Here is a 14,688-nt window from a genome sequence, read left to right on the forward strand (position 1 = left end):
TCCCTTTACCAGCTAGATTTCGTTACGCCGGGGATAAGGCCTTTATTGGCCATATCACGCAGCTCGATGCGGCAGAGACGAAACTTGCGGTAATAGCCGCGTGGACGCCCTGTTGTTTCGCAGCGGTTACGCACACGGGTTGGATTGCCGTTGCGCGGAATTTCCGCCATTTTCAGACGCGCCATCAAACGCTCGGTCTCGTCGAGAGACTGATCGTTGGCCATCGCCTTCAACTTCGCATAACGACCGGCATATTTCTTCACCAGCTTCTTGCGACGTTCGTTTTTATTAATGGAACTCAGTTTCGCCATGACTTAAGTTCTCTTCCTTTCTTGCGTGTTTCCGAAAACCGGAAACTTAAAAAATTATTTCTCGCGGATTATGCCGCTGCTTGCTCTTCTTCTTCCTGTGGGAACGGGAAACCGAACAGTTTGAGAAGCTCACGAGCTTCGTCATTCGTTTTCGCGCTCGTCGTCACGATAATGTCCATGCCGCGCACCACGTCGATGTCGTCATAGGCAATCTCAGGAAAAATAATCTGTTCTTTAATGCCCATCGCGAAGTTACCGCGGCCATCAAAGCTTTTTGGATTCAGACCACGAAAGTCACGAATACGCGGCATGGCCACTGTAATCAGACGATCAAGAAATTCGTACATCCGCTCACGGCGCAATGTCACTTTACAACCAATCGGCATGCCTTCACGCAGCTTGAACGTCGCGATTGACGTTTTCGCCTTGGTAATGACAGGCTTCTGACCAGCAATCAGTTCCATTTCAGCCGCAGCTGTCGTGGCTTTCTTCTTGTCTTGGCTACCTTCACCAACACCCATGTTCAGTGTGATCTTGGTGATTTTTGGTACTTCCATGTGATTGGAGTAGTTGAACTTTTCCTGCATGGCTTTGACGATCTCGTCGTCATATTTTTTACGCATGCGTGGCAAATATTTATCAGCCATCGACTTTCTCCCCGGATTTGACGGCTACACGAACCATCTTTCCGTCTTTCTCTTCAAAGCGAACCCGTGTCGGCTTGCCATCTTTAGGATCGGCCAGAGCAACCTTGCTGATGTGCATCGGTGCTTCACGGCGTTCCAGACCACCTTGCGGGTTGGCCTGTGTCGGTTTGCGGTGACGCACAGCAATATTTGCACCAGCGACGATCAACTTACCGTCTTTTGGCATTACCTTGGTCACTTCACCGGACTTGCCTTTGTCCTTGCCGGACAGAACAACAACGGTGTCACCTTTTTTAATCTTTGCATTGGCCATGATTATAGCACCTCCGGCGCAAGGCTGATGATTTTCATATGCTTCTTGGCACGCAATTCGCGAACCACTGGGCCAAAGATACGGGTGCCAATCGGCTCCTTCGCATTGTTGACCAACACAGCAGCATTGGTATCGAAGCGGATAACCGAACCGTCTTTGCGGCGGATATCTTTGCGTGTGCGAACGATAACAGCCCGGTGAACATCACCTTTTTTGACCTTACCGCGCGGTGCAGCTTCCTTGATCGACACAACAATAATGTCGCCAACGCCAGCAAACCGGCGCTTGGAACCGCCCAGCACCTTGATACACTGCACGCGTTTGGCTCCGCTATTATCAGCGACCTCCAAGTTCGATTGCATCTGGATCATTGATCCAATTCCTTCTTCATTCCGCCCCAAATCATCAGAGCACAGTTAAACTTCGCTAGCTTCAGCTTTCGGCTTTGACTTCGCCTTCGTCTGCAGCAGTAATTTCGCCAACCTTTGGTGTGGCAGGAGCCGCCGCAGCGCCAACCCGGTCCAGCACTTTCCAAGTTTTAAGCTTGGAAATCGGTTTTGTTTCTTCGATGCGCACAGTTTCGCCAGTGCTCATCTCGTTCTTTTCATCATGCGCGTGGTATTTTTTGGACCGCCGCATAATTTTTCCGTAAAGCGGATGCTTCACTTTGCGTTCGACGTTGACGACAATAGTCTTGTCGCCTTTGTCTGACACTACCGTGCCGGTGAGAATACGTTTTGGCATATCGGTTCCTTACGCCTTTTCTGCTTGCGCCGCTTTCGCGCGCTCGTTCTGCAGGGTTTTAATCTTCGCAATCGTGCGACGCACTTCGCGTATCCGACTTGGCTTTTCGAGCTGGTTGGTCGCAGACTGAAAGCGCAGGTTAAATGCCTCGCGCTTCAGCTCGCCCAGATCGCTTTCAAGCTGATCGTCGGTTTTGGTCCGCAAATCTTCTGTCTTGCTCATGTCCTTAACCTTCCAAATGTGACGTGTCGCCAAGGCGAGCCACAACTTTTGTCTTGATCGGAAGCTTCATCGCCGCACGCTCGAAAGCAACCGCAGCAATCGGACCTGGAACACCATCCAGTTCAAACATGATGCGGCCTGGCTTTACCCGACAAGCCCAATATTCGACCGAACCCTTACCTTTACCCTGACGGACTTCGGCAGGCTTCTTTGAAACCGGCACGTCCGGGAAGATACGGATCCACAAACGACCTTGCCGTTTGATATGACGGGTGATCGCACGGCGAGCCGCTTCGATCTGACGAGCAGTAATCCGCTCTGGTTCCATCGCTTTCAGACCATAAGAACCGAAGTTCAGCGTCGTGCCGCCTGGAGCTTTTCCTTTAATCCGGCCCTTGTGAGCCTTCCGGAACTTTGTTTTCTTTGGTTGCAGCATGATGCTTTACCTATTCCCTAAAAATCAACGAGAGGGGCGAACGCCGGAAGTTTGCGCTTCCACCATCAACCGATCTTGAGCCATCGGGTCGTGACCCAATATCTCGCCTTTGAAAATCCAGACCTTGATACCGATAATACCGTAAGCCGTCAGAGCTTCATATTCAGCATAATCAATATTGGCGCGCAGCGTATGGAGCGGCACGCGGCCTTCACGATACCATTCAACGCGGGCAATTTCTGCTCCGCCCAAACGGCCACCACAAACAATTTTAATACCTTCAGCACCCAGACGCAGAGCGGACTGAACAGCACGCTTCATCGCCCGGCGGAAGGCAACACGGCGGATCAGCTGATCGCCAATGCCTTGTGCGACTAGTTGCGCGTCAACTTCTGGCTTGCGAATTTCAACAATGTTCAAAGACACATCGCTGGAAGACATGTCGCTGAGCTTGCGGCGCAGCTTTTCAATGTCCGCGCCCTTTTTGCCGATGATAACACCGGGACGAGCAGCATAGATGGAAACGCGGCAGGTTTTGGCCGGACGCTCAATCACAACTTTGGAAATCGCAGCCTGGGGCACGGTTTCCAAGATAAATTTGCGCATCTTGATGTCTTCCATCAAGAGATCGCCATAATTGGAACCTTCCGCATACCAGCGGCTATCCCAAGTCCGGTTAATCTGCAGGCGAAGCCCGATAGGATTACTCTTTTGACCCATGGTTTACGCCTCTTCTTCTTCGTGCTCGCGGACAACGATGCGAACGCGGCTAAATGGCTTGATGATCTTGGCTGAACGTCCACGTGCGCGGGCTTTCCAGCGCTTCATGGTGAGGCCCTTGCCAACGCTGGCTTCCTGAACGATCAATGCGTCAACATCCAGATTATGGTTGTTTTCGGCATTGGCGATGGCGGAAGCGAGCACCTTGCTCACATCTTTGGCCATGCTCTTTTTAGAGAAGGACAGGATGTTCAAAGCGTCTTCCGCTTTCTTGCCGCGGATAAGCTGTGCAACAAGGTTCAGCTTTTGGGCAGATCCACGGATGGAATTGCCAACAGCCAAAGCTTCATTGTCGCCAACGCGGCGGGGTGATGATGCCTTACCCATTATTTCTTGCCTTTTTTGTCAGCGCCATGGCCGTAATAGTTACGCGTAGGAGCGAACTCGCCAAGCTTGTGGCCAACCATGTCTTCATTCACGGATACAGGAATGAATTTTTGGCCGTTATAAACATTGAAAGTCAGCCCAACAAAATCAGGGAGAACTGTAGAACGACGCGACCATGTCTTGATCGGCGAACGCTTGCTAGCTTCCTGAGCGTCTTGCGCTTTTTTCAGCAGATGGAGGTCAACAAATGGACCTTTTTTGATGGAACGAGCCATGCTTACCTCTTCTTCTTAGCGTGACGCGACCGGATGATCATCTTGTCGGTCGTTTTATTCTTACGGGTACGAGCGCCCTTGGTTGGCTTGCCCCATGGTGTCACTGGGTGACGACCACCGGAGGTCCGACCTTCACCACCACCATGCGGGTGATCGACAGGGTTTTTCGCAACACCACGTGTCAAAGGACGACGGCCCTTCCAGCGGGTGCGGCCAGCTTTACCGAAATTCTGGTTCGAGTTGTCAGGGTTTGAAACCGCACCAACCGTACCCATGCAATCGCTGCGGATATAACGCTGCTCACCCGAGTTCAGGCGAACGATAACCATACCGCGGTCACGGCCAACAATCTGGACATATGTACCAGCAGAGCGAGCAATCTGACCGCCCTTGCCTGGCTTCATTTCCACATTGTGGATGATCGTACCGATTGGCATCTGCGACAATTTCATCGCGTTACCAGGCTTCACATCCACTTTTTCACCGGCGATGACAGTGTCACCAATGGCCAGACGCTGTGGCGCCAGAATGTAGCTCAGCTCGCCATCATCATATTTGATTAGCGCGATGAAAGCAGTCCGGTTAGGATCATATTCGATCCGCTCAACGGTCGCAGATACATCGAACTTGCGGCGCTTGAAGTCCACCAGACGATATTTTTGCTTATGACCACCAGCGATACCGCGAGAAGTCACATGACCTTTATTGTTACGACCGCCGGTCTTGCGCTTGCCTTCAACAAGCTTCTTGACGGGCTTGCCTTTCCACAGGCCGCTCTTGTCGACCAGGATAAGACCACGCCGTGCGGGACTTGTCGGTTTATAGGATTTTAATGCCATGTGCCCTTAAACTCCCGTAGTGATGTCGATGGTCTGGCCTTCAGCCAAAGTCACGACAGCTTTCTTAACATCGTTGCGCGTGTAGGGGCGACCCTTCCACTTCTTGGTCTTGCCCTTTTGCACCATCGTGTTCACGCCTTTGACTTTAACATCAAACAGCGCCTCGATAGCGGCTTTAATCTGTGGCTTGGTTGCGGTGTTCGCAACTTTGAAGACCACAGCATTATGTTCGCTGAGCAAGGTTGATTTTTCGGTGATGTGCGGGCCGACAATTACGTCATAGTGACGAATGTCTATTGCTTCTTTTTTAGCCATTGAAGCGCGCCTCCAGCTTTTCGACTGCAGCGCGGGTCAGCACCAGAGTCTCGTGGTTCAAAATGTCATAAACATTGGCACCAGCAGCTGACATCACATTGACACGTGGAATGTTGTTAGATGCCTTTGCAAATGCATCATTCACATCATCACCATCCATGATCAGCGCTGATTTACCAAAACCGAGCTTCGCAATATTGGCCAGGAGCGCCTGTGTTTTGGCTTCCTTCAATTCAATATTCTCAAGCACGATCAGATTGTCGTTCTTCGCCTTGTCGGACAAAGCCATTTTCAGACCCAGCGCACGAACCTTCTTGTTCAGCGACGGGTTGAAGTCACGCTTGCGCGCACCATGGGCTTTACCACCACCGATGAAGATCGGAGCACGGCGATCACCATGACGAGCGGTACCGCCGCCCTTCTGGTTACCAAACTTCTTACCGGTACGGGCAATGTCGCTACGCTCGCGCGTTGGACGGGCTGTGCCACGTGCTTTTTCACGCTGCCAGTTGACGACACGGTGCAAGATATCTGCACGCGCTTCAATACCGAACACGTCATCATTCAAATCGATGTCGCCTTTGGCTTTGGCGTCGAGGGTTTTCACTTTCAATTTCATGGCTTAGCCCTCCTTCCCTGCATCATCTGCCGCATCAGATTTCTCTTCTGCCGGCTTTTCTGCTGCAGCGGCTGCGATTTCAGCATCGCTTGGACCAATCGGACGTTCAATAGCTGCATCCGCTTCGATCATGCCGGCTGGCGCATCTTCGGTCGCCGTCTCATCCGCGTTGCGGCGCATTGCACCCGGGAATGGAACGCCTTCTGGAAGAGCCACTTTCACGGCATCTTTAACCAGTAACCAGCCACCTTTGGAGCCAGGAACACTGCCGCGCACAAAGATCAAACCGCGAGCGGCGTCTGTACGGACGATTTCCAGATTTTGCTGTGTGCGGTTTTTCGCACCCATATGACCGGCCATCTTCTTACCTTTGAAGACTTTACCCGGATCCTGGTTTTGACCAGTAGAACCATGAGCACGGTGAGAGATGGAAACACCGTGGGTTGCGCGCATACCGCCGAAACCCCAACGCTTCATGGCGCCGGCAAAGCCTTTACCCTGTGTCACACCTTGAATATCAACCATTTGACCAGCAATAAAGTGGTCAGCCGTAATAGTGGCACCGACGGGGAGCAAGCCTTCTTCGCTCTCAACCCGGAATTCGGCAACACGAGCCTTTGGCTCTACTTCTGCTTTAGCAAAAGCTTCACGCTGTGGTTTGTTTACATTTTTCGCTTTACGGGCGCCTGCACCAAGCTGAACAGCATAATAGCCATCCGGATCCTGTTTGCGGGCTCCAACAACCTGGCACTGTTCCAAAGAAAGAACGGTTACCGGCACATGCCGACCATCTTCCTGAAACAAGCGGGTCATCCCCATTTTTTTCGCGATCACGCCAGTACGCACGATCATTTCTCCTTACAGAGGCCCACGTGCGGAATTGCCAGCGGGCGTGCCTAAAAATACTCAGCCCAGATTTTTGAATATCGCCCCGTCCGGGCTAAACCGTTTAACCGATCCGAAGACCAACCAAACTAGACGGGGGACACATGACCCAGCTTATGCGCTGGCGGTTTCCCATGTCACCGCTGCCCGTTGAAGGCAGCGTCTTCACTCACATTAAGCGAGCTTAATCTCTACATTTACACCGGCAGCAAGATCGAGCTTCATCAAAGCATCAACGGTTTGCGGCGTAGGCTGCACGATATCGAGCAACCGCTTGTAAGTCCGGACCTCAAACTGCTCGCGTGACTTTTTGTCAACGTGCGGGCCGCGGTTTACGGTGAATTTTTCAATATGCGTTGGCAATGGTATCGGTCCACGGATAAGCGCGCCAGTGCGGCGAGCAGTGTCAGCGATATCGCCGGTTGCCTGATCAAGAACCCGATGATCGAATGCCTTCAAGCGTATGCGAATATTCTGCGTTTCCATATGAACCTATACCAATGTCAAAGAGCCAAAAATAAACCGCCCCGATTTTCTCTCTTAAAAAAGAAGCCGGAGCGGCGAAAAACTGGCCGCCCGAATCAGTGACCCGGGCGGCGAAACAGTCCTATATTACTTTGTTACGTTGCTGACAACCCCAGAACCGACGGTCCGTCCACCTTCGCGAATTGCGAAGCGAAGACCGGCGTCCATTGCGATTGGAGCAATCAACTTCACGTTAATTGTAACGTTATCGCCAGGCATAACCATTTCCGTACCTTCTGGCAGGATGACTTCACCGGTTACGTCCGTTGTACGGAAGTAGAACTGTGGACGATAGTTAGCGAAGAATGGCGTATGACGGCCGCCTTCGTCTTTCGACAACACATAAACTTCTGCACTGAACTCGGTGTGCGGTGTGATTGAACCAGGCTTACAAAGAACCTGACCACGCTCAACTTCTTCACGAGCAACGCCGCGGATCAAGGCGCCGATATTATCGCCAGCTTGACCGGAGTCGAGCAGCTTGCGGAACATTTCAACGCCGGTAACAGTCGTCTTCGTTGTATCTTTGATACCAACGATTTCACACTCATCACCAACATTCACAACACCGGTTTCAACACGGCCGGTAACAACCGTACCACGACCGGAGATGGAGAAAACGTCTTCGATTGGCATCAAGAACGCCTGGTCGACTGGACGCTCTGGCTGAGGAATTGCTTCATCAACAGCTTTCATCAGTTCCAGAATGCTGTTTTTGCCGATTTCGTCGTCACGACCTTCAAGCGCTGCCAATGCAGAACCCTTAACAACAGGGATATCATCGCCTGGGAAGTCGTAAGAAGAAAGCAATTCACGGATTTCCATTTCGACGAGCTCAAGAAGCTCTTCGTCATCAACCTGGTCAACTTTGTTCATGAAAACAACAAGAGCAGGAACGCCAACCTGACGAGCAAGCAGGATGTGCTCGCGGGTCTGTGGCATTGGACCGTCAGCTGCGTTCACAACCAGGATCGCGCCATCCATCTGAGCAGCACCGGTGATCATGTTTTTAACATAGTCAGCGTGGCCTGGGCAATCGACGTGCGCATAGTGGCGCGCTTCGGTTTCATATTCAACATGTGCTGTTGAAATGGTGATGCCGCGCTCACGCTCTTCAGGCGCTTTGTCAATGTTCGCGAAGTCTACGGCTTCACCGCCAGTTGATTCAGCAAGCACTTTCGTGATCGCTGCGGTCAATGTGGTTTTACCGTGGTCAACGTGACCGATGGTGCCGATATTGCAATGCGGCTTATTGCGTTCAAACTTTGCTTTTGCCATTTTATATTACCTCTAATTTCTATCGTCTTGATAGTCTGTGCCGCGCTTTGGCGAGACTATCCAAATCTGTCAACACCCTTTTAACCTCTAGGCTTTTTTCTTGAGCCAGAACCAAAAGGTAAGCGCGGTTACTCGTAAAAAAGAGAAGTGGCGATTAAGCCATCTTCTCCTTCAATTCTTCTGCAACATTATTCGGCACCTGCTCATAATGAGAAAATTGCATCGAATATTGTGCACGGCCCTGTGTGAAAGAGCGCAGCTCGTTTACGTAGCCAAACATATTGGCCAGCGGCACCATCGCGTCCACAGCCTGAGCGATACCGCGGGTGTCAGTACCCTGAATCTGGCCACGGCGAGAGTTCAAATCGCCGATCACGTCACCAAGATAGTCTTCCGGCGTAATCACTTCGACTTTCATGATTGGCTCAAGCAGCTTGATGCCAGACTTCTGGGCAGCTTCGCGCATCGCGGCACGTGCCGCAATTTCAAAAGCCAGAGCCGAGGAGTCAACATCATGATAGGCGCCGTCATAAACACGAATGTTAAAGTCGATGATCGGGAAGCCGATCAGCGAACCGGTTTCAGCTGTTTCACGCATGCCTTTTTCAACGGACGGGATATATTCCTTAGGAATGTTACCACCTTTGATTTCGTCTTCAAAAGTAATGCCTGCACCACGCTCACCGGGTGTGACTTCAAATTTGATACGCGCAAACTGACCGGAACCACCGGACTGTTTCTTATGCGTGTAGTCAACTTCGACAGCTTTGCCGAGAGATTCGCGATAAGCCACCTGTGGCGCGCCAACATTGGCTTCCACTTTAAACTCGCGCTTCATGCGGTCGACGAGAATGTCGAGGTGAAGCTCGCCCATGCCCTTGATGATCGTCTGACCGGATTCATGGTCAGTCGTCACACGGAAGCTTGGATCCTCAGCCGCGAGACGATTAAGCGCAACGCCCATCTTCTCTTGGTCAGCCTTGGTTTTAGGCTCCACGGAAAGCTCGATGACCGGCTCAGGGAATTCCATACGCTCCAGAATGATCGGATTGTCAGGATCACAAAGCGTATCACCGGTGGTGGTCGTTTTCATACCGGCCAGCGCCACGATGTCGCCTGCAAATGCCTCGTCAATATCCTTACGATCATTGGAGTGCATTTCGAGGATGCGGCCGACTTTTTCTTTCTTGTCCTTGACCGAGTTCAAAAGCGTGCCTTTTTCCAGCTTGCCGGAATAGATGCGGCAGAAAGTCAGTGTGCCCACGAATGGATCGTTCATGACTTTAAAGGCCAACGCAGAAAATGGCTCGTCGTCGCTCGATGGACGGCTGTCTTCGGTTTCGCCGTCAAGCTTGACGCCCTTGATGGCAGCAACGTCGAGCGGGCTTGGCATATAATCCACAACCGCGTCGAGCAGAGGCTGAACGCCTTTATTCTTAAAGGCCGAGCCGCAAAGCACAGGAACGAAGCTCTGGTTCAACGTACCTTTACGGATGAGCGCCTTCAAGGTCGCGGCATCAGGCTCGTTGCCTTCGAGATATTGCTCCATCACGTCATCGTCCTGCTCTACAGCAAGCTCGATAAGCTTCTCGCGATATTCAGCGGCTTCATCCGCCATATCTTCTGGAATTTCACCATAGCTATATTCAGCGCCAAGATCTTCGTTCTTCCAGGTGATCGAACGCTGATTGACGAGGTCAACCAGACCAACAAGGCTCGCTTCGATACCGATAGGCAGATACAGCACAGCAGGTGTCGCACCCAAACGCTCTACGATGGAATCGACACAGAATTTGAAGTTGGCACCGGTCCGGTCGAGCTTGTTGATGAAGCACATCCGCGGCACTTTATATTTATCAGCCTGGCGCCAAACGGTTTCAGACTGTGGCTCAACGCCGGCAACGCCGTCGAAACAGGCTACCGCGCCATCGAGCACACGCAGCGAACGCTCAACTTCAATCGTGAAGTCAACGTGGCCCGGTGTATCAATAATGTTGATCCGGTGCTCAGGACCCTTGCGGTCTTCGGCATTCCAGAAACAGGTGGTCGCAGCAGAGGTGATGGTAATACCACGCTCTTGCTCTTGCTCCATCCAGTCCATCGTCGCCGCGCCATCATGCACTTCGCCGATTTTGTAGGACTTACCTGTATAATACAGGATCCGTTCCGTGGTGGTTGTTTTACCGGCATCAATATGGGCCATAATGCCAATATTGCGATATCGTTCGAGCGGATGGCTGCGTGCCATAGTCTTTACTCCAGAATTAAGGGGCCCTGATTAGCGCCGCCCATATAGTGAAAGGGGCCAGCGATGACCAGCCCTGATTGGTTACAAATACAACAATGTGAAAAGCGCAGGAATTTACAGAGAATCTGCGATCCCTGCGCCTTTATATAATGCTACCAGCGGTAATGTGCAAATGCGCGGTTGGCTTCGGCCATCTTGTGCGAATCTTCACGCTTCTTCACCGCGTTGCCGCGATTGTTGGAAGCATCCAGAATTTCACCCGACAGACGAGCAGCCATTGTGGTTTCACTGCGCGCGCGCGCGGCACTGATCATCCAGCGGATAGCCAGAGCCTGCGCACGTTCAGGGCGCACTTCGACAGGAACCTGATAGGTCGCACCACCAACACGGCGGCTGCGCACTTCAATGCCCGGCTTGATGTTGTTCAGCGCATCATGGAAAAGCTGCAGCGGATCTTTTTTCGCTTTGGCTTCGATGCTGTCAAAAGCACCATATACGATACGCTCTGCGGTAGATTTCTTACCATCTATCATCAGGTTGTTCATGAATTTTGAAAGGACCTGATCCTTAAATTTTGGATCAGGAAGGATTATCCGTTTTTCAGGACGACGACGACGTGCCATATTATATAACTCCAGTTAGCCTGTTATCGGCCAATATTACTTAGGACGCTTCGCGCCGTATTTGGAACGGGATTGCTTCCGGTCCTTAACGCCTTGCGTATCAAGAACACCGCGCAGCACATGGTAACGCACACCGGGAAGGTCGCGAACACGGCCGCCGCGAATGAGAACAACACTATGCTCCTGAAGGTTATGACCTTCACCGGGAATATAGCTGATGACCTCACGCTGGTTGGTCAGGCGAACCTTGGCAACCTTACGCAGAGCGGAGTTTGGTTTTTTAGGAGTCGTTGTGTAGACCCGGGTACAAACGCCGCGTTTCTGCGGGTTGGCTTCCATGGCCGGCACTTTGGACTTCGTCTTCTGTGGCACCCGCCCTTTACGGACGAGCTGATTAATCGTTGGCATAAAGTCTTCACCTTATTGGATCTAGATAAACTAGGGTTACTCTCTCGGCCAAATCGCCTTGAGTGTTTTGCCTATGTAAGTTTTCTGCGGGATTGGGAGAACCCGATACAACAGAAGCGCGGCCCTTAGCGGGGATTCGTTTGGTGGTCAAGGGCTGGGACATTAATAGCGTTCAGTTCCTGGCCGTTCGAAACAATGTCAGCGATTCAAACCGCCACGGAATGTTCGCGGAGGCACTATTGATCCAATATCCGCATTATCCCTGAAGCGGATACCCGCCCCTTATGCCCACCCTAGCCGGCCCGCCCCGGTTTGAGAGACTGCAAGATATTGCCAGTGCAATGGCAATATCTTGCCTTATCTGGAAATTATTGGGCCAGCGCCTCCTGTCTCGATCTTAAAAAGTCTGATTTTGACCCGTTTCTATTATTTGGCACGCCTTTTGCGGTTTGTCTGAAGGTGATTTTGGGAGTTCAGGTTATGCTTTTTTTGGGAACAACACTGTCGATCGTCGCTGTGCTTGCAAATAGCGGGGCAGATGATGCGATAGCCAAACTACCCGTCGCAAACCACCAATCATCGACAATTGCTCCTAATCGCGTTCCTGGTGTTTTGATCGAATGTTCACCCGTTGCTTTGACCTTTGAAGTTGGCGGGCGAGAAAAGATCGGACATTTCAATGGATGCCAAGCCAGACCTAATAATCACAAGAATCCTTCAGGCGGCCGAGAAGCATCGAGCCATGAATAATGCCGACAATTGGAAACACACCGAGTTTTGGATTTACTGGACCTAGCCTGCCGATGAAATCGTACAGAAAACGAACCCAATTCGAAACGCTGGAAAAGATAGACTCCTCTGGATCAAAAGCAGGCACAGCAACCAGCGAGGTCATTCGGGCATTTTTTGCCTTTGCTTTTTTGTTATTGGGGTTGATGCCTTCCAGCGCGCTGGCGCAATCGGTCAATCAATATATTTTGAATGAAGGCGCAGGCGGCGGGAATGATATTAACAACTCTACATCCTGCTCTAGCGAACTGGTCAAAAACATTATTGTTGGAGACAGTTTCACGATCAGCAATGTTAGCCTTGGTGCGTTCATCACGCACAGCTGGCGAGGAGATATCCGCCTAAGACTGCGCTCTCCTTCGGGAACGGAAGTACAGGTCGTCGACGGCGATTCTGTTAATGTTGATGGGGCAAACTATAACGTTTTGCTGGATGATAGTCATTCCCCGGTGGTCAATTCTGATCCAAGCGATGGCCATTCCGGCACAGCTCCCAATCCGCCGTCCACAGCCTATCAGCACAACTATCGCCCCAATAATGCGCTTTCCTCATTCATTGGCGAAAATAGCTTGGGCACATGGCAGCTTAGAATATGTGATTTTGAGCCAAACTTCGACGACGGAAATTTTCAACGCGCGGATTTGTATCTGACAGATTCAACGCCGTCTGCCGATCTTTCGCTTTCGAAATCCGTCAGTAATACTAGCCCCGTCAATGGTGCCAATGTGACCTACTCGCTTACTGTCACAAACAATGCCAATTCAGCGCTCACGGCCACGGGCATTACCGTTCAGGATACGTTACCCGCAGGGGTTTCTTATGAAAGTTCATCCGGTACCGGAAGTTACAGCGATAGTACTGGCGTCTGGACAGTCGGATCACTGGCACCGGGCGCTTCCGCGACCATCAATATTATTGTATCAGTTACAGCTGCTGCAGGCGCCACGATCGTCAACAGTGCGGAAATTTCCGCATCGAGCGCTTTTGATTCAGACTCAATCCCGAATAACGGATCAACGGCGGAAGACGATGATGACACGGCCAGCTTCACTGTCGCCGCGGGTCGCCTTGCTGGCACACCGCCGACGCTGATATGTCCGAACGGAAACACCATTTTTGACTGGGATACCGTTAGTTGGGCACCGGGAAGTATCAGCGGCACTTACGCCGTTGCCAATCTTGGCAATATCAGCTTTGCCATTACCAACGAGGGAACCTGGCTGAGTGACCCGTTCACCGGCGATCAGACTCCGGTGCGCCAGAATGACGTGAACGGAGGTTTCACCGGTCAACATTCCTTGTTTCAGTTAACAGATATGGCCAACCAGAGTCAGGAAGCCATTACCACGATTACTCTGCCGGTCGCAGTCGATGGAGTGCAATTCACTATCTTCGATGTTGATCATAACCCTGGCGGCTTTGCCGATCAAATCATCGTTTCCGGCAGTTACAATGGCAACCCAGTTATCCCCGCCCTAACCAACGGCATTGCCAATTATGTTATTGGAAATGGTGCATATGGAGATGCCGGTTCAGGCGATAGTCAGCCTAACGGCAACGTCGTTGTCACCTTTTCATCGCCGGTGGATACGATCACCATTGTTTATAGCAACCACAACCTTGCACCAGCGGACCCGGCTCAACAGGCAATCGCCCTGCATGACATGACGTTCTGCATTCCTGTCGCAAACCTCGCAATCAGCAAAATATCGACCGTTTTGTCGGACGGAGTCAGCGCCAGCAATCCAAAAGCCATACCTGGAGCGATCGTGCGCTACTGTATCCTGGTCTCCAATATGGGCAGTGCTGAAGCGACCGACATATCTGTTACTGACAGCATTCCTCCGAATTTGTCTTTCGTTGCCGCAAGCCTTCAATCGAGCGACAGTTGTTCTGGTACTATGATTGGAGAAGACGAAGATTCCATAGGCGCAGATGAAAATGATCCCTACGGCATGTCATTTGACTCTGGCGTCGTTACCGGCAGTGCCAGTTCACTTGCACTGGGCGAAAGCGTTGCACTGATTTTCAACGTCACCATTGAATAGCGAAATAATATTCGAAACCGCGATCGATAATGGCGCGCTTTTACCCAAAAAATCCA

Annotated in this window: 21 protein-coding genes; 2 read left to right on the forward strand and 19 right to left on the reverse strand. The window is 51.4% G+C overall.

What is annotated here, in order from left to right; genetic code table 11:
* Positions 1 to 5: 5 nt before the first annotated feature.
* The 19 genes from rpsN to rpsL form a co-directional block, all read right to left on the reverse strand.
* Complete coding sequence (gene rpsN, locus ACO6S1_RS19515; RefSeq protein ID WP_108810506.1) at positions 6 to 311, reverse strand: 30S ribosomal protein S14; 306 nt, start codon at positions 309 to 311, stop codon at positions 6 to 8.
* 68 nt (positions 312 to 379) lie between these two features.
* Positions 380 to 958 (reverse strand): 50S ribosomal protein L5, encoded by a 579-nt coding sequence (rplE, locus tag ACO6S1_RS19520; protein ID WP_422344196.1) that lies wholly within the window; start codon positions 956 to 958, stop codon positions 380 to 382.
* On the reverse strand, positions 951 to 1,271 hold the full coding sequence (rplX, locus tag ACO6S1_RS19525; protein WP_422344197.1) for a 50S ribosomal protein L24: 321 nt from the start codon (positions 1,269 to 1,271) through the stop codon (positions 951 to 953). The genes rplE and rplX overlap by 8 nt, the downstream gene beginning before the upstream one ends.
* Before the next feature lie 2 nt (positions 1,272 to 1,273).
* Positions 1,274 to 1,642, reverse strand: a complete 369-nt coding sequence (gene rplN / locus ACO6S1_RS19530; protein ID WP_207987484.1) for a 50S ribosomal protein L14 — start codon at positions 1,640 to 1,642, stop codon at positions 1,274 to 1,276.
* Positions 1,643 to 1,703: 61 nt separating this feature from the next.
* Positions 1,704 to 2,015 carry a 30S ribosomal protein S17 gene (rpsQ, locus tag ACO6S1_RS19535; protein ID WP_422344198.1) on the reverse strand — a complete coding sequence of 104 codons (312 nt, stop codon included), beginning with the start codon at positions 2,013 to 2,015 and terminating at the stop codon, positions 1,704 to 1,706.
* A 9-nt stretch (positions 2,016 to 2,024) separates the two neighbouring features.
* Positions 2,025 to 2,237, reverse strand: a complete 213-nt coding sequence (gene rpmC, locus ACO6S1_RS19540) for a 50S ribosomal protein L29 (protein ID WP_422344199.1) — start codon at positions 2,235 to 2,237, stop codon at positions 2,025 to 2,027.
* A 4-nt stretch (positions 2,238 to 2,241) separates the two neighbouring features.
* Positions 2,242 to 2,673 (reverse strand): 50S ribosomal protein L16, encoded by a 432-nt coding sequence (gene rplP / locus ACO6S1_RS19545; RefSeq protein ID WP_207987482.1) that lies wholly within the window; start codon positions 2,671 to 2,673, stop codon positions 2,242 to 2,244.
* 24 nt (positions 2,674 to 2,697) lie between these two features.
* Positions 2,698 to 3,393, reverse strand: coding sequence for a 30S ribosomal protein S3 (rpsC, locus tag ACO6S1_RS19550; RefSeq protein ID WP_422344200.1), 696 nt, complete (start codon positions 3,391 to 3,393; stop codon positions 2,698 to 2,700).
* Between the two features lie 3 nt (positions 3,394 to 3,396).
* Positions 3,397 to 3,780, reverse strand: a complete 384-nt coding sequence (gene rplV / locus ACO6S1_RS19555) for a 50S ribosomal protein L22 (protein ID WP_335659276.1) — start codon at positions 3,778 to 3,780, stop codon at positions 3,397 to 3,399.
* Positions 3,780 to 4,055 (reverse strand): 30S ribosomal protein S19, encoded by a 276-nt coding sequence (rpsS, locus tag ACO6S1_RS19560; RefSeq protein ID WP_108810515.1) that lies wholly within the window; start codon positions 4,053 to 4,055, stop codon positions 3,780 to 3,782. Before rpsS ends, rplV begins: the two co-directional genes overlap by 1 nt.
* A 2-nt stretch (positions 4,056 to 4,057) precedes the next feature.
* Entirely contained in the window at positions 4,058 to 4,894 is an 837-nt protein-coding gene (gene rplB / locus ACO6S1_RS19565; RefSeq protein WP_348300105.1) for a 50S ribosomal protein L2, read from the reverse strand.
* Between the two features lie 6 nt (positions 4,895 to 4,900).
* A complete protein-coding gene (locus ACO6S1_RS19570; protein ID WP_422344201.1) occupies positions 4,901 to 5,209 on the reverse strand; it encodes a 50S ribosomal protein L23 in 309 nt (102 codons plus the stop codon).
* Complete coding sequence (rplD, locus tag ACO6S1_RS19575; protein WP_422344202.1) at positions 5,202 to 5,828, reverse strand: 50S ribosomal protein L4; 627 nt, start codon at positions 5,826 to 5,828, stop codon at positions 5,202 to 5,204. Before rplD ends, ACO6S1_RS19570 begins: the two co-directional genes overlap by 8 nt.
* A 3-nt stretch (positions 5,829 to 5,831) precedes the next feature.
* Positions 5,832 to 6,674: a 50S ribosomal protein L3 gene (gene rplC, locus ACO6S1_RS19580; RefSeq protein WP_422346249.1), complete on the reverse strand. Its 843-nt coding sequence runs from the start codon at positions 6,672 to 6,674 to the stop codon at positions 5,832 to 5,834.
* A 213-nt stretch (positions 6,675 to 6,887) separates the two neighbouring features.
* Positions 6,888 to 7,199, reverse strand: a complete 312-nt coding sequence (gene rpsJ / locus ACO6S1_RS19585; RefSeq protein ID WP_066744965.1) for a 30S ribosomal protein S10 — start codon at positions 7,197 to 7,199, stop codon at positions 6,888 to 6,890.
* A gap of 126 nt (positions 7,200 to 7,325) precedes the next feature.
* A complete protein-coding gene (gene tuf / locus ACO6S1_RS19590) occupies positions 7,326 to 8,516 on the reverse strand; it encodes an elongation factor Tu (RefSeq protein ID WP_422344203.1) in 1,191 nt (396 codons plus the stop codon).
* Positions 8,517 to 8,670: 154 nt separating this feature from the next.
* Positions 8,671 to 10,764 carry an elongation factor G gene (gene fusA, locus ACO6S1_RS19595; RefSeq protein WP_422344204.1) on the reverse strand — a complete coding sequence of 698 codons (2,094 nt, stop codon included), beginning with the start codon at positions 10,762 to 10,764 and terminating at the stop codon, positions 8,671 to 8,673.
* A 152-nt stretch (positions 10,765 to 10,916) separates the two neighbouring features.
* The gene (rpsG, locus tag ACO6S1_RS19600; RefSeq protein WP_422344205.1) at positions 10,917 to 11,387 is read right to left on the reverse strand and encodes a 30S ribosomal protein S7; all 471 of its coding nucleotides are present in this window, start codon (positions 11,385 to 11,387) and stop codon (positions 10,917 to 10,919) included.
* A gap of 36 nt (positions 11,388 to 11,423) precedes the next feature.
* The gene (gene rpsL / locus ACO6S1_RS19605) at positions 11,424 to 11,795 is read right to left on the reverse strand and encodes a 30S ribosomal protein S12 (protein WP_067198316.1); all 372 of its coding nucleotides are present in this window, start codon (positions 11,793 to 11,795) and stop codon (positions 11,424 to 11,426) included.
* Between the two features lie 336 nt (positions 11,796 to 12,131).
* Here rpsL and ACO6S1_RS19610 point away from each other — a divergent pair, with 336 nt between their 5' ends.
* Positions 12,132 to 12,545: a hypothetical protein gene (locus tag ACO6S1_RS19610; RefSeq protein ID WP_422344206.1), complete on the forward strand. Its 414-nt coding sequence runs from the start codon at positions 12,132 to 12,134 to the stop codon at positions 12,543 to 12,545.
* Positions 12,546 to 12,598: 53 nt separating this feature from the next.
* Complete coding sequence (locus ACO6S1_RS19615; RefSeq protein WP_422344207.1) at positions 12,599 to 14,632, forward strand: proprotein convertase P-domain-containing protein; 2,034 nt, start codon at positions 12,599 to 12,601, stop codon at positions 14,630 to 14,632.
* The last annotated feature ends 56 nt before the right edge of the window (positions 14,633 to 14,688 follow it).

This window comes from Parasphingorhabdus sp., from assembly GCF_965233695.1.
Taxonomy (GTDB): domain Bacteria; phylum Pseudomonadota; class Alphaproteobacteria; order Sphingomonadales; family Sphingomonadaceae; genus Parasphingorhabdus.